Origin of the sequence: Georgenia sp. EYE_87, from assembly GCF_023148685.1 — a bacterium.
In the GTDB taxonomy this organism is placed as follows: Bacteria; Actinomycetota; Actinomycetes; order Actinomycetales; family Actinomycetaceae; genus Georgenia.
Window position 1 is genome coordinate 43,760 of sequence record NZ_JAHXNL010000017.1, and the last position, 16,790, is coordinate 60,549.

At 72.3% G+C, this 16,790-nt stretch carries 16 protein-coding genes and 1 pseudogene; 13 read left to right on the forward strand and 4 right to left on the reverse strand.

Annotated features, from left to right (window positions below; genetic code table 11):
* Positions 1 to 10: 10 nt before the first annotated feature.
* Positions 11 to 403, reverse strand: a complete 393-nt coding sequence (locus KZX45_RS17850; protein WP_248259107.1) for a VOC family protein — start codon at positions 401 to 403, stop codon at positions 11 to 13.
* Positions 404 to 599: 196 nt separating this feature from the next.
* Between KZX45_RS17850 and KZX45_RS17855 the strand changes: the two genes are divergently transcribed.
* Positions 600 to 1,106 carry a GNAT family N-acetyltransferase gene (locus tag KZX45_RS17855; protein ID WP_248259108.1) on the forward strand — a complete coding sequence of 169 codons (507 nt, stop codon included), beginning with the start codon at positions 600 to 602 and terminating at the stop codon, positions 1,104 to 1,106.
* 21 nt (positions 1,107 to 1,127) lie between these two features.
* Here KZX45_RS17855 and KZX45_RS17860 read toward each other — a convergent pair whose 3' ends face one another.
* Positions 1,128 to 2,417 carry a phosphatidylserine/phosphatidylglycerophosphate/cardiolipin synthase family protein gene (locus KZX45_RS17860; protein ID WP_248259109.1) on the reverse strand — a complete coding sequence of 430 codons (1,290 nt, stop codon included), beginning with the start codon at positions 2,415 to 2,417 and terminating at the stop codon, positions 1,128 to 1,130.
* Positions 2,418 to 2,598: 181 nt separating this feature from the next.
* On the opposite strand from KZX45_RS17860, the gene KZX45_RS17865 reads away from it, so the two are divergent.
* From KZX45_RS17865 to KZX45_RS17885, 5 genes are all read left to right on the forward strand, one after another.
* Positions 2,599 to 3,018 carry a pilus assembly protein CpaE gene (locus KZX45_RS17865; protein ID WP_248259110.1) on the forward strand — a complete coding sequence of 140 codons (420 nt, stop codon included), beginning with the start codon at positions 2,599 to 2,601 and terminating at the stop codon, positions 3,016 to 3,018.
* A gap of 31 nt (positions 3,019 to 3,049) precedes the next feature.
* Positions 3,050 to 3,349, forward strand: a complete 300-nt coding sequence (gene gatC, locus KZX45_RS17870; protein WP_248259111.1) for an Asp-tRNA(Asn)/Glu-tRNA(Gln) amidotransferase subunit GatC — start codon at positions 3,050 to 3,052, stop codon at positions 3,347 to 3,349.
* Positions 3,346 to 4,854, forward strand: a complete 1,509-nt coding sequence (gatA, locus tag KZX45_RS17875; RefSeq protein WP_248259112.1) for an Asp-tRNA(Asn)/Glu-tRNA(Gln) amidotransferase subunit GatA — start codon at positions 3,346 to 3,348, stop codon at positions 4,852 to 4,854. The genes gatC and gatA overlap by 4 nt, the downstream gene beginning before the upstream one ends.
* Positions 4,851 to 6,356 carry an Asp-tRNA(Asn)/Glu-tRNA(Gln) amidotransferase subunit GatB gene (gene gatB, locus KZX45_RS17880; RefSeq protein WP_248259113.1) on the forward strand — a complete coding sequence of 502 codons (1,506 nt, stop codon included), beginning with the start codon at positions 4,851 to 4,853 and terminating at the stop codon, positions 6,354 to 6,356. Before gatA ends, gatB begins: the two co-directional genes overlap by 4 nt.
* A gap of 190 nt (positions 6,357 to 6,546) precedes the next feature.
* Entirely contained in the window at positions 6,547 to 7,968 is a 1,422-nt protein-coding gene (locus KZX45_RS17885) for an NAD-dependent malic enzyme (protein WP_248259114.1), read from the forward strand.
* 81 nt (positions 7,969 to 8,049) lie between these two features.
* Here the strand turns inward: KZX45_RS17885 and KZX45_RS17890 are convergent, their stop codons facing one another.
* Positions 8,050 to 8,595, reverse strand: a complete 546-nt coding sequence (locus KZX45_RS17890; protein ID WP_248259115.1) for a DoxX family protein — start codon at positions 8,593 to 8,595, stop codon at positions 8,050 to 8,052.
* A 264-nt stretch (positions 8,596 to 8,859) separates the two neighbouring features.
* On the opposite strand from KZX45_RS17890, the gene uraD reads away from it, so the two are divergent.
* Genes uraD through pucL form a run of 3 tightly spaced genes read left to right on the forward strand, consistent with a single transcriptional unit; the run spans position 8,860 to position 10,711 of the window.
* Positions 8,860 to 9,360 carry a 2-oxo-4-hydroxy-4-carboxy-5-ureidoimidazoline decarboxylase gene (gene uraD / locus KZX45_RS17895; protein ID WP_248259116.1) on the forward strand — a complete coding sequence of 167 codons (501 nt, stop codon included), beginning with the start codon at positions 8,860 to 8,862 and terminating at the stop codon, positions 9,358 to 9,360.
* Positions 9,357 to 9,695 (forward strand): hydroxyisourate hydrolase, encoded by a 339-nt coding sequence (gene uraH, locus KZX45_RS17900; protein WP_248259117.1) that lies wholly within the window; start codon positions 9,357 to 9,359, stop codon positions 9,693 to 9,695. The genes uraD and uraH overlap by 4 nt, the downstream gene beginning before the upstream one ends.
* A gap of 56 nt (positions 9,696 to 9,751) precedes the next feature.
* The gene (gene pucL / locus KZX45_RS17905; RefSeq protein ID WP_248259118.1) at positions 9,752 to 10,711 is read left to right on the forward strand and encodes a factor-independent urate hydroxylase; all 960 of its coding nucleotides are present in this window, start codon (positions 9,752 to 9,754) and stop codon (positions 10,709 to 10,711) included.
* 136 nt (positions 10,712 to 10,847) lie between these two features.
* Here the strand turns inward: pucL and KZX45_RS17910 are convergent, their stop codons facing one another.
* Positions 10,848 to 11,600, reverse strand: coding sequence for an IclR family transcriptional regulator (locus tag KZX45_RS17910; protein ID WP_248259119.1), 753 nt, complete (start codon positions 11,598 to 11,600; stop codon positions 10,848 to 10,850).
* 116 nt (positions 11,601 to 11,716) lie between these two features.
* On the opposite strand from KZX45_RS17910, the gene KZX45_RS17915 reads away from it, so the two are divergent.
* The 4 genes and pseudogenes from KZX45_RS17915 (at position 11,717) to gcl (ending at position 16,788) form a co-directional block, all read left to right on the forward strand.
* A complete protein-coding gene (locus tag KZX45_RS17915) occupies positions 11,717 to 13,009 on the forward strand; it encodes an aldolase/citrate lyase family protein (protein WP_248259120.1) in 1,293 nt (430 codons plus the stop codon).
* A gap of 218 nt (positions 13,010 to 13,227) precedes the next feature.
* Positions 13,228 to 14,046, forward strand: coding sequence for a TIM barrel protein (locus tag KZX45_RS17920; RefSeq protein WP_248259134.1), 819 nt, complete (start codon positions 13,228 to 13,230; stop codon positions 14,044 to 14,046).
* A gap of 30 nt (positions 14,047 to 14,076) precedes the next feature.
* Positions 14,077 to 14,976 (forward strand): annotated as a pseudogene (locus KZX45_RS17925) (2-hydroxy-3-oxopropionate reductase); the annotation flags it as partial.
* 36 nt (positions 14,977 to 15,012) lie between these two features.
* The gene (gene gcl, locus KZX45_RS17930) at positions 15,013 to 16,788 is read left to right on the forward strand and encodes a glyoxylate carboligase (protein WP_248259122.1); all 1,776 of its coding nucleotides are present in this window, start codon (positions 15,013 to 15,015) and stop codon (positions 16,786 to 16,788) included.
* The last annotated feature ends 2 nt before the right edge of the window (positions 16,789 to 16,790 follow it).

The window sequence follows — 16,790 nt, forward strand, 5'->3', positions numbered from 1 at the left end:
GCCCGTACAACTACGTCGACGGGCGGGCGGCGTCCTGCCAGAGCCCCACGACGTTGCCCTCCGAGTCCCTGAAGTAGGCCGCGAAGCCCATGTCGCCCACCGGCAGCTTCTCCTGGAGCACCTCGCCACCGTGCGCGGCGACGGTCGCCAGGGTGGCGTCCGCGTCGTCGGTGTCGATCGTGATGACGGTGGCGCGGTTGATGTCGTTCCGGGGCGTCATGCCGCCGCCGATGTAGCCGGGCTCGGTCGCCGTCCCGTCCTCCCGGGTGGGGCCGGAGGAGACGGTGACGTAGTCCCACTCGGGCATGTCCTGAAGCCGCCAGCTGAAGACCTCCCGGTAGAAGGCCTTGGCGCGCTCGGCGTCGTCGAACGGGATCTCGAAGTGCACCACTCGCCCGGTCATGGCGGACACCTCCTCGTGCCGGGGGCGCCGGCCGGCGCCCGAGGTCCCCAGCATAGGAAGGGACGCTGGGGACGGGAACGGCCGGGAGCACGATCGGGCGACGCGCGATGGCCGACGGAGCGAGGTCGATCAAGCGCGCACGTCGGTCGGATCCGGTCCGTCGCGGACGCCTGTGTGCGGCTGCATAATGTCGCCCGTGCTCCCTACCGCGCGCATCACCGTCGACCTCGCCCGCCCGGAGGACTTCGAGCGGGCCGGCGAGATCGGCGTCGCCGCCTACGGCGCCGTCCTCGACCTGTCCGAGGAGTACGCCGCCGCGCTGCGTGACGTCGCCGCCCGGGCGGCGGACGCCGTCGTGCTGGTGGCACGCTCCGGCCGGGAGGTCCTCGGCTCGCTGACGCTGGCCGCGGCGGGCGGCGCCTACGCGGACCTCGCCCGCGGTGACGAGCTCGAGGTGCGCATGCTCACCGTCGACCCCACGGCGCAGCGCCGCGGGGCGGGCGAGGCGCTGCTGCGCGGTGCGGCGGAGTGGGCGCAGGAGCAGGGATATCCGGCGCTCGTGCTCTCGGTGGTCAGCAGCGACGGCCCCGGCGCGCCGCACCGTCTCTACGAGAGGCTCGGCTTTCGCCGCGAGCCGTCCCGTGACTACGTGGGCGGCTGGGAACCGCACCCGCAGATGTGGGTCTACGAGCTCACCGTCTGACCGGGCCGGACGCCGGCCGGCTCACAGCAGCGGCGCGAGCGGCTTGAGGACCCGCTCCAGGACGCGGCGGTGCAGCCCACGCTGCTCCCACTCCTCGAGCGTGAGCTGGCGGGAGTTGCCGAGATCGTTGAGGAAGATCTTCTCCATCTGCTCGGCCAGGTCGTCGTCGTACAGCTCGAGGTTGATCTCGAAGTTCCCGGTCATGGACAGCCGGTCGATGTTGGTCGTGCCCACCGTCGTCCAGCGGCCGTCCACGGTCATGGTCTTCGCGTGCACCATCGCGTCCTGGAAGAGCCAGATGGTGACCCCCGCCTCCAGCAGGCGCGAGTAGTAGGTGCGGGCCGCCCAGTCCGCGAGGATGTGGTTCGAGTACTCGGGGATGAGCACCCGGACGTCGACGCCCCGGCGGGAGGCTGAGATGAGGGCGTGAAGGATCTCCCGGTCGGGGATGAAGTAGCCCTGCGTGATGTACACGTGGTCCTCGGCGCGGTCGATCGCCTCGAGATAGATGCCGCGTACCGGGAAGATCAGCCGGGCGGGCGCGTTCTGCGCCGCGCGGATCCGGGCGTCCCACGACCGCGCACCGCGGTCCGGGATCTCCGGGTGCTTCTTCTTGCGATGGTCGTTCCAGAAGTCGACGAAGGCGTTCTCCAGCTCCCAGGCCGAGGGGCCGTCCACCCGCAGGTGGGTGTCCCGCCACGTGGTGGCGTAGAGGTCGCCGATGTTGTACCCGCCCACGTAACCGGTCACGCCGTCGACCACCAGCAGCTTGCGGTGGTCGCGACCGGTCTTGCGCAGGTTGAGGGTCAGCAGGCCGGGCCGGAAGAAGGGGAACTTCAGCACGTGCAGGTTCGGGAGGTCGGGGAACCGCTTGAACCGGGGGGAGACCACGCCGTTCCCCCAGCTGTCGAACACGATGAAGACCTCCACGCCGCGCTGCGCCGCGGCGAGGAGGGCGTCCTTGAACCGGTGCCCGGTCCTGTCCGCCTTCCAGATGAAGGTCTCGAAGTAGATGGTGTGCTCGGCGGTCTCGATGCGCGCCAGCATGTCCTCGTACAGGTCGGCGCCGTAGGTGAACGTCGTGACCTGCGAGTCCGCCACCGCCACCCGTGCGGGCTCGGTCCGGGGAAACTCGCCCGACGGCGGCTCCCGGTGCTTGCGCACCCGGTCGACGGCCAGCACCGTGGCGATCGCCGAGGCCTGCAGCGTGGCCACCGCACCGACGTACCACCGAACCGCACGCCACACGTCCCGAGGCTCGACGTGCGGGAGGCTGAGGACCGCGTGGCCGACGCGCTGACGGAGCGACATGGCCCAAACCTATGGCACGGCGCGGTCCGGAACATCCGCTGCGCGGCCTCCGCCCGCCACGCGCGACGGCGGCCCACCCCGTTACCTTCTAGCCATCCCTCGGGGCTGCCGGCACCCCGAGCAGCTGAGCCCGCAGCCCGGCTGCCGGGCCGCCCGCGCCTGGCTGGCCGATACTGGGCCGATGATCTCCCTCGAACTCGCGCGGGCCCTGCAGGAGGCCGGACTGCGCTGGCACCCGGCGCCAGGGGACCGCTTCTCGATCGACCAGCCCGAGCTCGCCGGCGACGTCTTCACGATCTCGGAGATGACCGTCGAGGCGCGCACGTACCCCACGGGCACGATCCTCGGCTTCAACGGCACCACCGAGTGGGCTCTGGACTCGGTGACGATCGACCAGACGGTGTGGCGGCCCCGTGAGGACCAGCTGAGAGAGCTCCTCGGCGCCACGTTCCGCCGGCTCGAGCGCGAGGTGGACGGCTACCGCGTGCGGGCGAGGTTCCCCGCCGGCCCGGGCACGGAGGACGTCGAGCACGCGGCCGCGGAGCCCGCCGACGCGTACGGCGCCGCGCTGCTGGACCTCATCGGCCGCTCGGCGCTCTAAGGGCCGCCGCCCGCCACGTAGAATCTGCGGCATGTCCACCATCTCTTCCGACGAGGTCGCGCGCGTCGCGGCCCTGGCACGGATCGCGCTGACCCCCGAGGAGATCGACCGGCTCGCCGGCGAGCTCGACGTCATCGCCGGCGCCGTCGCCCGGGTCAACGAGGTCGCCACCCCCGACGTGCCCGCCACCTCCCACCCCATCCCGCTGAGCAACGTCTGGCGCGCGGACGAGGTGGTCGAGACCCTCGACGTCGACGCCGTCATGGCGGCGGCGCCCGAGGCGCACGACGGCATGTTCGCCGTTCCGCAGATCCTGGGGGAGGACGCATGAGCGACCTCACCCGCCGCACCGCGGCCGAGCTCGCCGAGCTGCTCCGCTCCCGCGAGGTGTCCAGCGTCGAGGTCACCCAGGCCCACCTTGACCGGATGGCCGCCGTCGACGGCGCCGTCCACGCCTTCCTGCACACCAACACCGACGAGGCGCTCGCCGCGGCCGCCGACGTCGACGCCCGCCGGGCCGCGGGGGAGGACCTCCCCGAGCTGGCCGGCGTGCCGATCGCCGTCAAGGACGTCGTCGTGACCAAGGGGCAGGTCACCACCGCCGCCTCGAAGATCCTCGAGGGCTGGGTACCGCCCTACGACGCGACCATCGTGCGCAAGCTGCGCCAGGCAGGCATGCCGATCCTCGGCAAGACCAACATGGACGAGTTCGCCATGGGCTCCAGCACGGAGCACTCCGCCTACGGGCCCACGCGCAACCCGTGGGACCTCGAGCGCATCCCCGGCGGCTCGGGCGGCGGCTCCGCGGCCGCCGTCGCCGCCTTCGAGGCCCCGCTCGCCATCGGCACCGACACCGGCGGCTCCATCCGTCAGCCCGCGGCCGTCACCGGCACCGTCGGCACCAAGCCGACCTACGGCGGCGTCTCGCGCTACGGCCTCATCGCCATGGCGTCCTCGCTCGACCAGGCGGGCCCGGTCTCCCGCACGGTGCTCGACTCCGCGCTCCTGCACGAGGTCATCGGCGGGCACGACCCGCTCGACTCGACCTCGCTGACCGACCCGGTCGGCGGCCTCGTCGAGGCCGCCCGGTCCACAGACCTCGCCGGGGTGCGCGTGGGCATCGTCTCCGAGCTCGGCGGCGAGGGCTACCAGCCCGGCGTCCGCGCGAGCTTCGAGCACGCGGTGGAGCTGCTGCGCTCCGCCGGCGCGGAGGTCGTCGAGGTCTCCTGCCCCAGCTTCGAGTACGCGCTCGCCGCCTACTACCTGATCATGCCCGCGGAGGCGTCCTCGAACCTCGCCCGGTTCGACGGCATGCGCTTCGGGCTGCGGGTCGAGCCCGCCGACGGACCCGTCACCGCCGAGACCGTCATGGCCGCCACCCGCGGTCAGGGCTTCGGCGACGAGGTCAAGCGCCGGATCATCCTGGGCACCCACGCCCTCTCGGCCGGCTACTACGACGCCTACTACGGCTCCGCCCAGAAGGTGCGCACCCTCATCCAGCGCGACTTCGCGGCGGCCTTCGCCCAGGCCGACGTGCTGGTCTCGCCGACGGCGCCCACCACGGCGTTCCGCTTCGGCGAGAAGCTGGACGACCCGATGGCCATGTACCTCAACGACGTCGCCACGATCCCGGCGAACCTCGCCGGCATCCCCGGCCTCTCGCTCCCCTCGGGCCTGAGCGACGACGGTCTGCCGGTCGGCTTCCAGGTGCTCGCCCCGGCCCGGGAGGACGCCCGGCTGTACCGGGTCGGCGGCGTCCTCGAGCGTCTGCTGACCAAGGAGTGGGGCGTGCCCCTGCTCGACAAGGCCCCCGAGCTGGAGGTGAGCGCCCGATGAGCGCCCAGACCGAGACCCTGGTCGACTACGACGAGGCCGTGCGCAAGTACGACCCCGTGCTCGGCATCGAGGTGCACGTCGAGCTCGGCACGGCCACCAAGATGTTCGACGGCGCGCCCCAGACCTTCGGCGCCGCACCCAACACCGCCGTCACGCCCGTCTCCCTGGGCCTGCCGGGCGCACTGCCCGCGGTGAACGGCAAGGCCGTCGAGTACGCCGTGCGCATCGGGCTCGCGCTGAACTGCCAGATCGCGGAGTCCTGCCGGTTCGCCCGGAAGAACTACTTCTACCCGGACGTGCCGAAGAACTTCCAGACCTCGCAGTACGACGAGCCGATCGCGCACGACGGCTACCTCGACGTCGAGCTCTCCGACGGCGAGATCTTCCGCGTGCAGATCGAGCGGGCGCACATGGAGGAGGACGCCGGCAAGAACACCCACGTGGGCGGCTCCACCGGGCGCATCCACGGGGCCACGCACTCGCTGGTGGACTACAACCGCGCGGGCATCCCGCTGGTCGAGATCGTCACGCGGCCGATCGAGGGCGCCGGCGAGCGCGCCCCCGAGGTGGCCCGTGCGTACGTCAGCGCGCTGCGGGACATCTTCCGTTCGCTCGGCGTCTCCGAGGCGCGGATGGAGCGCGGGAACGTCCGCGCGGACGTCAACGTCTCCCTGCGGGCGAACCCCACCGACCCGCTGGGCACCCGTACTGAGACGAAGAACGTCAACTCCTTCCGTTCCGTCGAGCGGGCCGTGCGGTACGAGATCTCGCGCCAGGCGGGCATCCTCGACGACGGCGGCTCGATCGTCCAGGAGACCCGGCACTGGCACGAGGACACCGGCACGACCTCTCCGGGCCGCGTGAAGTCGGACGCCGAGGACTACCGGTACTTCCCCGAGCCGGACCTGGTCCCGATCGCGCCGCCGCGCGAGTGGGTCGAGGAGATCCGGGCGTCCCTGCCGGAGCTGCCGGCCGTGCGCCGCCGCCGGCTGCAGGGCGAGTGGGGTTTCTCGGACGCCGAGATGCGCGACCTCGTCAACGCCGGCGCGAGCGACCTCGTCGAGGCCACCGTCGCGGCCGGCGCGGACCCCGCCGCCGCCCGCAAGTGGTGGATGGGCGAGCTGTCCCGGACCGCGAAGAACGACGGTGTGAGCCTGGAGGAGCTGTCCGTGACGCCGGCGCAGGTGGCCGAGCTGGCCGCCCTCGTGGAGTCCGGGCGGATCAACGACAAGCTCGCCAAGCAGGTGCTGGCCGGCGTGCTGGCCGGCGAGGGCTCGCCCGAGGAGGTCGTCGTGGCCCGGGGCCTGGAGGTCGTCTCCGACGACGGCGCCCTCGAGGCGGCCGTCGACGAGGCGCTGGCGGCCAACCCCGACGTCGCGGAGAAGATCCGCGGCGGCAAGGTCCAGGCCGCGGGCGCGATCGTCGGCGCGGTCATGAAGGCCACGCGCGGACAGGCGGACGCCGCGAAGGTGCGCGAGATCCTCATGGCGCGCATCGGCTGACGCCCGCACGCGCGGCGGGTTCTCCCTGCGGGGAGGACCCGCCGTCGCCGTCCCCGCCGGATGCCGATTTGGGCGGGGCACGGCGCGCGGGGAGCGGGCGAGCGCGGCGCGCGGGGCGCGGCCGGGGCTGCTGCGCGGACCGCCGGGATAGGATGCAACGCACTTTCACCCCGCCCGGAAGGCTTCAGACATGGCACTCCCCAGCCCTAGCTACACGATCACCCTGCGGGTGGAGGTTCCGGCGTCGCAGCGGGCGACGAGCACGGTCGTCTCGGCCGTCGCGGAGGCCGGTGCGGCGGTCATGGGGGTCGACATCGTGCACTCCTCGACGACGAAGCTGACGGTCGACGTCACGTGCGACACGGTGGACGGCGAGCACGGGGAGCGCGTGCGGGACGCGCTGAACGCCCTGGAGGGCGTGCAGGTGCTGAAGATGTCGGACTCGACGTTCCTGATGCACCTGGGCGGGAAGATCGAGGTGGCGCTGAAGGTGCCGCTGAAGACCCGGCGCGACCTGTCGCGGGCGTACACCCCGGGTGTCGCGCGGGTGTGCCTGGCGATCGCGGAGAAGCCGGAGGACGCGCGCCGGCTGACGATCAAGCGCAACACGGTCGCGGTGGTCACGGACGGCACGGCGGTGCTGGGTCTGGGGGACATCGGTCCGGCGGCTGCGCTGCCGGTGATGGAGGGCAAGGCCGCCCTGTTCAAGGAGTTCGGGCACGTCGACGCGTGGCCGGTGTGCCTGGACACCAAGGACACCGAGGAGATCATCTCGATCGTCAAGGCGATGGCACCGGTCTACGGGGGGATCAACCTCGAGGACATCTCCGCGCCGCGGTGCTTCGAGATCGAGGCGCGACTGCGCGAGGAGCTGGACATCCCGGTCTTCCATGACGACCAGCACGGCACCGCGATCGTGGTGCTGGCGGCGCTGATCAACGCGTTGAAGGTGGTCGGCAAGTCGATGGAGGAGGTGCGCATCGTCGTCTCCGGCGTCGGGGCCGCCGGCTCGGCGATCATCAAGCTGCTCAAGGCCCAGGGCGCCCGGCACATCGTGGGCTTCGGACGCGGGGGCGCCCTCCACAGGGGCGCCACCAACGGCGACGAGTACCGCCGGTGGATCGCCGAGAACACCAACGAGGAGGAGTTCACCGGGACGCTGAAGGAGGGCCTGGCGGGGGCGGACGTCTTCATCGGCGTCTCCGCGGGCAACATCCTCACCGGCGCGGACGTGGCGACGATGAACGACGACGCGATCGTCTTCGCCCTGGCCAACCCCACCCCCGAGGTCGACCCGATCGAGGCCGGCGAGACGGCGGCCGTGGTGGCGACCGGCCGGTCGGACTACCCGAACCAGATCAACAACGTCCTGGCCTTCCCGGGCCTGTTCCGCGGGCTGCTCGACGCCGGCGCCACCCACATCTCGCCGGAGCTGCTGCGGGTGGCGGCGGTGGCGATCGCCGAGGTCGTCTCCGACGACGAGCTCAACCCGGCGTTCATCATCCCCGGCGTCTTCGACACCCGGGTGGCGGAGGCCGTGGCCGACGCCGTGCGGACCGAGGCCCAGCGCCACCTCGACGAGCAGCGCGCCGACGCCGCCGAGGTGCGCTGACCTCCGGCACGACGAAGGCCCTGGCCGTGCGGCCAGGGCCTTCGTCGTGCCGGGTCGGTACGACCCGTCGGCATCGGTGGTTCAGCGGAGCCAGCTGTTGCCGACCTTGCCGCCCCACCACTTGCCGAGCCCCCACGTGTCGCCCGCGAGGGTGACCGCCGGGATGATCAGCAGCATGGCCTCGACCCAGTGGGAGTCGGTGATCGGGTTGGTCCCGTGCTCACCCACGAAGGGCAGGGCCGCCAGGTACATGAACAGCATGAGCAGGGTGCCGGTGACGGCGGCGATCTTCAGCCCGCAGCCCGTGATCAGCGCGACGCCGATGCCCAGCAGGCCGAGCATGAACAGGTAGTCGCCGAACGGGTTGGCGAACAGCTGGAAGAAGCCGGCGAACGGCCCCTCGATGCCGTTGATGTATCCCTGGGCAGGGGTGCCGCCGTTCAGCATCGCGCGCTCCGCCGGGGTGGCGAAGCCGAGGCCGAACAGCTTGTCGATGAAGGCCCAGAGGAAGACCCACCCGATGATGATCCGGCCGACGGCCAGCGTCTTGCGGGCCGCGGACGAGGTGATGATGTCTTCCTGGTAGGTCACCGCTCGCGCTGTGCGGTGCGGGGTCGTGGTAGCCATCGTGCTCTCCTTCGAGCGGTTGTCACCTGATGAAGCTCTTGAGTAAGAGCATGGCGCGCCCAAATGTCCGTTTCCTGGGGCTAACGTCCCGTCCGTCGGAGTTGTCACCGACCGATCGGGGGAGATGCCCGTAGCCGCGCGGTCCGGAGTGCAGGACCGCTCGTCCCGGCCTCTTGACACCCGGTTCCGGGCCGAGTTGACTGCACGGGATTGGAAGCGTGCTTCCAACATGTGAAAATCTCGACGACATCGCCGGAGGACTTCGTGGCCCCAGGACTCGACCGGTTCAACGCGGCCGACCCGGCGGAGGCCAGGGCGCTGCTGCTGGCGTGCGCGACCGTCCCGCGCTGGGCCGAGGAGGTCGTGCGGGGCAGGCCGTACGCCACGGTCGCCGACGCCGTCGCCGCCGCCCGTGCCGCGGCCGACCCGTGGACGGACGAGGAGGTCGACGCCGCGCTGGCGCGCCACCCCCGGATCGGGGAGCGGCCGGAGGGGGAGGCGGCCGACGCCGAGCACTCCCGTCGCGAGCAGGCAGGCGTGGCCGGCATGCACGAGGATCTCGCCCGTCGGCTCGCCGAGGGCAACCGCGCCTACGAGGAACGCTTCGGGCACGTCTTCCTCATCCGGGCCGCCGGCCGCGGGCCCGAGGAGATCCTCGCCGCGCTCGACGAACGCCTGACCCACGACCGCGCCACGGAGCGCCGGACCGCCGCGGAGCAGCTCCGGGAGATCGCCGTCCTCAGACTCCAGGGAGAGCTCTCATGACGTCGCACATCACCACCCACGTCCTCGACGCCGTCACCGGCGTCCCCGCCGCCGGCGTCGGGCTTCGGCTCTCGCGCCACCACGCCGACCGGGTGACCGAGGTCGCCGCCGGCGTCACCGACCAGGACGGGCGCAACCGCGAGCTTGGCCCGGAGCGGCTCGAGGCGGGCACCTACCGCCTCGTCTTCGCCACCGGGGAGTACTTCGCCGCCCACGGCCGGCGCACGTTCTACCCCCAGGTCACGATCGACTTCGTCGTCGAGGAGGGGCAGGACCACTACCACGTGCCGATCCTGCTCAGCCCGTTCGCCTACTCGACGTACCGCGGAAGCTGACCGTCCGCCGCACGCCTCCCGTCCGTCCGCCGCACCACCCATCGAAGGAGCGAGAAATGAGCGAGACCCTCACCGACCCGGCGGCCTCCGGCGCCCCCAGGAGCGACGGCTCGATCGTGCTGGGCGAGAACCAGTACGGCAAGGCCGAGGTGCGGCTGGTCAAGGTGGACCGGGACCAGCCGCGCCACCGCATCACCGACCTCTCGGTGACCTCCCAGCTGCGCGGCGACTTCACGGTGGCGCACACCGAGGGCGACAACTCCCCGGTCGTGGCCACCGACACCCAGAAGAACACCGTCTTCGCCCTCGCCAAGGACGGCATCGGCTCTCCCGAGGAGTTCGCGATCCGCCTCTCGGAGCACTTCACCACCTCCTTCGACTGGGTCACCGGGGGGCGTTGGGGCGTCAAGCAGTACACCTGGGAGCGCATCCGCACCTCGCTCCTCAACGACGCGGCGGGCGGCGAGCACAACCACTCCTTCGTCAAGGGCGGCACGGAGACGCGCACCGCCGTCGTCCAGCGGGACGGCGACGAGGTGTTCGTCGTGGCCGGGCTGGAGGACCTGTCGGTCCTGAAGTCCACCGGGTCGGAGTTCAAGGGCTTCCCGCGCGACCGCTACACGACGCTGGAGGAGACGGACGACCGGATCCTGGCCACGTCGGTGACCGCGCGGTGGCGCTACCTGAGCGACGACGTCGACTTCAACGCCGTCTACGGCGACGTGCGCCGCATCCTGCTCGAGACGTTCGCGGACGTGCACTCCTACGCCCTGCAGCAGACGCTGTACCAGATGGGCGCCCGGGTGCTCGAGGCGCACCCGGAGATCGGCGAGATCAAGTTCTCGATGCCGAACCTGCACCACTTCCTCGTGGACCTCAAGCCCTTCGGCCTGGAGAACCCGAACGAGGTGTTCTACGCCGCGGACCGGCCCTACGGCCTCATCGAGGCGGAGGTCCGGCGTTCGGAGGTCCAGCCTGAGCCCCGGGCCTGGGCCACCGTGACCGGCTTCTGCTGACCGGCCCGCGGGACGGCGGACGGGCGTGGGTCTGCGTCCGGAGTCGTACGGTCGAGCGGGGGCTGCCGCTGCGGCTGCGCCTTTGACGGCGACGACGTCCGGGCGGCCGAGCTGCTCGGCGCGCGCTGAGGGCTGCTCAGCGCGCGCTGAGCAGCTCGCCGGCGACCCGCTGGGCCGCCTCGTGGAGCACGGGCACGGCCTTCTCGCCGAACTCGAAGGTGACGCGCGCCGCCGGCCCGGAGACGGAGACGGCCGAGGGGGTGGGGGCGTCCGGGACGGCGACGGCGAAGCACCGCACGCCGATCTCCTGCTCGCCGTCGTCGACGGCGTAGCCGCGCTGGCGGATCCTGGCGAGCTCGACGAGGAGATCCTCGACGTTCGTGATCGAGAGGTCCGTGGCCGCCGGCATGCCCGTGCGCGCCACGATCTCCCGCACCGTGGCGTCGGGAAGCTGCGCGAGCACCATCTTCCCCACGCCGGTGCAGTGGCAGTACACGCGGCGGCCGACCTCGGTGAACATGCGCATCGAGTGCGAGGACGACGCCTGGGCGACGTAGACGGCCATGTCACGGTCGATCATGGCCATGTTCGCCGTCTCGCCGAGCTCCCGCGCCACGCGCTCGAGGTGGGGGCGGGCCCCGGCCCCCAGCTGGCGGCCGGCGCTCTCGCCGAGGCGGATCAGCCGCGGCCCGAGGGTGTAGCGGCGCGAGGGCAGCTGCCGCGCGTAGCCGCGGTTGACCAGGGTCCGCATGAGACGGTGGATCGTCGGCAGCGGCAGGCCGGTGCTGGTGGCCAGCTCGCTCAGCGTGGCGTCGCCGCCCACGTCCGTCAGGATCTCGAGCAGGTCGATGGCCCGGTCCACGGACTGGACCCCGGTGTTCTCAGCCATCCTTGCCTCCCGCCGTTCGGGGCGTCGCCCGGTGCCTCGCGGTCCCGCCGACCGTGCGGAACCAGTCTTCCACATGTCGAAAGTTCAGCGCCAGATCCGGAAGGAAACTCCTGACCATGCGTGTGCCCGGCCGCAGCTCCGACGATCCACCCACGAGAACCACGCTGGACGAAGCCGCCCTCCGCGCCGTCGAGGATCTCCTCGCACCCGTGGACGCCCGCCTCGAGCGGGACTATCCGGGCGACGACGTGAGCCGTCAGCCCGTCCACACCGTCTACGTCCCGGCCGACCGCTACCACGCCGGGCTCGCCGGGGAGTGGGGCGAGCAGGCGCAGGCCGCCCTCGCCCGGGCGGGCGGGGTCGAGGCGGTGCTCGACGCGGCCGGGGTGCCCCCGGAGCTCCGTGACGCGGTCGCCGACCGGGTGCGTGCCAAGCTCGACCGCGAGCCGGTCGAGGACCTGCGCATCGACCTCGAGGACGGCTACGGCGACCACGGCGACGCCGAGGACGAGGTGGTGGTCGCCGCAGCGCGCGCCCTGCGGAACGAGCTCGAGCGCGGGAGCGCCACACCCTTCGTCGGGATCCGGTTCAAGAGCTTCGAGCGGCCTACCAGGCGACGGGGGCTGCGGACCCTCGACCTGTTCCTCACCACGCTCCTCGAGAGCGGGGACCTTCCGGACGGGCTCCTGCTCACCCTGCCGAAGGTCACCGCCGTCGAGCAGGTCGAGGCGATGGTGACCGTCTGCGCCGGCATCGAGCGGGCCCACCGGCTCCCCGCGGGGCGGCTCGGGTTCGAGGTGCAGATCGAGACCCCGCAGGCGATCCTCGGCGCCGACGGCACGGCTCTCGTGGCCCGCATGGTGCACGCCGGGCAGGGGCGCGTCACGGGCCTGCACTACGGCACCTACGACTACTCGGCCTCCCTCGGCATCGCCGCGGCGCAGCAGTCCATGGAGCACCCCGCGGCGGACCACGCCAAGGCGGTCATGCAGCTGGCGGCCGCGGGGACGGGCGTGCGCCTCTCCGACGGGTCGACGAACGTGCTCCCGGTGGGGGCGGCGGAGCAGGTGCGGGCGGCCTGGGCGCTGCACGCCCGGCTCGTGCGCAGGTCCCTCGAGCGCGGCTACTACCAGGGCTGGGACCTCCACCCCGCGCACCTGCCGAGCCGCTTCGCGGCCACGTACGCCTTCTACCGCGACGGCATGCCGGCCGCGGCCGACCGCCTGCGCGCGTACCTCGCCCGCGAGGAGGGGGCGGTGATGGACGAGCCCGCGACGGCGCGCGCGCTGGCCTGGTATCTCCAGCGCGGCCTGGACTGCGGCGCGGTCGGCGAGGACGAGCTCGTCGTGCTCGGCGTCGACGTCTCGGGACTGGGGCGGCTGCTCCGCCGGCAGGGAGCCGAGGGCTGAGGCTCCGCCCGGCAGGAGGGCCGAGGCTGTAGCCAGGGCGGGACGGCCGAGGCTGGATCCCCGCGTGGAGGCGCGGTCAGGGCGCCCGGGGCGGCCCCGAAGAAAGCCGCGGGACGGGCCCCGGCGAGGGGTTGACCCTCACCGGGGTGGTCTCTAGGCTTTCGACACAAGGAAGGTTGTTTTCACATCCTGAAAGAGAGCCGACGATGGCCAGCCCTGTGCCTTACACCGTGAACTGCTCGATACTGCTGACCGACCTCCCGCTCGGCGAGCGCCCGGCCGCGGCACGGGCCGCCGGCTTCGCGGGCATCGAGCTGTGGTGGCCGTTCGAGACGTCCACGCCGGAGGCCGACGAGGTCGACGCGCTGGTCCGGACGGTCGAGCGGGCCGGCGTCCAGCTGACGGGCCTGAACTTCAACGCCGGGGACATGCCCGGCGGAGACCGCGGCCTCGTCTCGTGGCCCGGCCGCGAGCAGGAGCTGCGCGTCAACCTCGACGTCGTCACCGCCATCGGGGAGCGCACGGGGTGCCGCGCTTTCAACGCCCTCTACGGCAACCGGGTCGACGGGGCCGACCCGACCCGCCAGGACGACCTCGCCGCGGAGAACCTCCACCTCGCCGCCCAGGCCGTCGCCCGCATCGGCGGCACCGTCCTTCTCGAGCCCGTCTCCGGCGCCCCGGCCTATCCCCTGAAGACCTCCGCCGACGCCGTCGCCGTCATCGACCGCGTCGCGTCCGAGCACGGCTCCACCAACATCGGGCTGCTCCTCGACGTCTACCACCTGTCGGTCAACGGCGCCGACGTGGACGCGGACATCGCCGAGCACCGCGACCGGATCGCCCACGTGCAGATCGCCGACGCCCCCGGGCGCGGCGCGCCCGGCAGCGGGGAGCTCCCGATCACCCGGTGGATCGAGGACCTGCGCGCCGGTGGGTACGCCGGGCCCGTCGGCCTGGAGTACAAGACCGGCGACGCGGACCCCTTCGCCTGGCTGCCCCGCGAGGAGCGGGGCGCCGAGGCCCCCGTCGCGCGCTGACCGACCCCGTCCACGAACCAGAAGGATCCCCGGATGACTCGCATCGCCTTCATCGGTCTCGGCATCATGGGCAGCCCCATGGCCGTGCACCTCCAGAACGCCGGCCACGACGTCGTCGGCCACAACCGCAGCCCGGAGAAGACCGCGCGGCTGGTCGAGGCGGGCGGCACGGCCGCCGCCTCCGTGGCCGAGGCCGTCGCCGACGCCGACGTCGTCGCGCTCATGGTCCCCGACTCTCCCGACGTGACCGAGGTGCTCACCGGCGAGGGGGGCGTGCTCGCCTCCGCCCGTCCCGGTACCCTGATCATCGACTTCTCCACCATCCGCCCCGACGTCACCGTCGAGCTCGCAGCGCGGGCCAGGGAGCAGGGCTTCCGGATCCTGGACGCCCCGGTCTCCGGAGGCGAGGCCGGCGCGAAGAACGCCGCCCTGTCGATCATGGTCGGCGGCCCGGCCGAGGACTTCGAGGCCGCCAGGCCGATCCTCGACGTCGTCGGCCGCACCGTCGTCCATGTCGGGCCGGCCGGCTCCGGACAGACGGTCAAGGCCGCCAACCAGCTCATCGTGGCCGGCAACATCGGCCTGCTGGCGGAGGCCATCGTCTTCCTCGAGGCCTACGGCGTCGACACCGCGGCCGCCGTGACGGTGCTCGGCGGCGGGCTCGCGGGCTCGGCCGTGCTCGAGCAGAAGGCGGAGAAGATGCTGAACCGCTCCTTCGAGCCGGGCTTCCGCATCGACCTGCACCACAAGGACCTGGGCATCGTCACCTCCGCCGCCCGCGAGGCCGGCGTGACCATCCCGCTCGGTGCCACGGTCGCCCAGCTCATGCAGAGCGCCCGCTCCAACGGCGAGGGCTCGCTGGACCACTCGGCCCTGTTCCGCACCGTCGAGCGGCTCGCCGGCCGTGACCGCGGCGCTCGCGACGACTGACCTGCCTCCTGACCGACGACGATCCTGGAGACCGACATGCCCCGAATGAGAGCCGTGGACGCCGCCGTCGCCATCCTCGAGAAGGAGGGCGCGACCCAGGCCTTCGGCGTGCCCGGCGCCGCGATCAACCCGTTCTACGACGCCATGCGCAGGCACGGCGGCATCCGGCACGTCCTCGCCCGCCACGTCGAGGCCGCCTCCCACATGGCCGACGGGTACACCCGCGCCGTGGCCGGCAACATCGGCATCTGCGTCGGCACGTCCGGCCCCGCGGGCACCGACATGATCACTGGCCTGTACGCCGCGTGGGCCGACTCGGTGCCGATCCTGTGCATCACCGGGCAGGCCCCCGTGGCGAAGCTCGACAAGGAGGACTTCCAGGCCGTCGACATCGCCTCCATCGCGGCGCCGGTGACCAAGCTGGCGAAGACCGTGCTCGAGGCCGCCCAGGTGCCGGGCGTCCTCGCCCAGGCCTTCCAGCTCATGCGCTCGGGCCGCCCGGGGCCCGTCCTGATCGACCTGCCGATCGACGTCCAGCTGACCGAGATCGAGTTCGACCCCGACACCTACGCCCCGCTCCCGGTCCTCCGGCCCGAGGCCACCCGCGCGCAGGTCGCCCGGGCGCTGGACATGCTCCAGGCCGCCGAGCGCCCGCTGATCGTCGCCGGCGGCGGGATCGTCAACGCCGGCGCCGAGGATCTCCTGGTCACCCTGGCCGAGACCCTCGACGTCCCGGTGGTGCCCACCCTCATGGGCTGGGGCGTCATCCCGGACGACCACCCGCTCGCGGCGGGCATGGTCGGCATCCAGACGTCCCGGCGCTACGGCAACGCCACCTTCCTCGAGTCCGACCTCGTGCTCGGCGTCGGCAACCGGTGGGCCAACCGCCACACCGGCGGCCTGGACGCCTACCGTCGTGGCCGCACCTTCGTCCACGTGGACATCGAGCCCACGCAGATCGGCCGCGTCTTCGCCCCCGACTACGGCATCGTCTCCGACGCGAGGGCCTTCCTGGCCCTCGCCGTCGAGATCGCGACGGAGCGCCGCGCCGCGAGCGAGCTTCCCGACCGCACCCGATGGGTGGCGCGGTGCGCCGGGCGCAAGGGCACGCTGCTGCGCCGGACGCACTTCACCGACGTCCCGATCAAGCCCCAGCGCGTGTACCAGGAGATGAACCGGGCGTTCGGCCGGGACACCGTCTACGTCACCACGATCGGGCTGTCCCAGATCGCCGGCGCACAGTTCCTGCACACCTACGCCTCGCGCCACTGGATCAACGCCGGCCAGGCCGGGCCGCTCGGCTGGACCGGACCCGCGGCGCTCGGGGTGGCCACCGCGCGGCCCGACGCCGAGGTCGTCGCCCTCTCCGGCGACTACGACTTCCAGTTCATGCTCGAGGAGCTCGCCGTCGGCGCCCAGCACCACCTGCCGTACGTCCACGTGGTGGTCAACAACGCCTACCTCGGGCTGATCCGCCAGTCCCAGCGGGCGTTCGAGATGGACTACCACGTCTCCCTGGCCTTCGAGAACATCAACTCCGCCGAGACCGACGGGTACGGCGTCGACCACGTCAAGGTCGCCGAGGCGCTGGGCTGCAGGGCCATCCGGGTCAAGGACCCGGAAAGGCTCCAGCCGGCCTTCGCCGAGGCGCGCGCCCTGGCCGCCGAGCACCGGGTCCCGGTGGTCGTCGAGGTCATCCTCGAGCGCGTCACCAACATCGCCATGGGCGCCGAGCTCGACGGCGTCAACGAGTTCGAGGACCTCGCCATCAGCGCCGAGGACTCCCCGACCGCGCTGGCACTGCTTGACTGAGC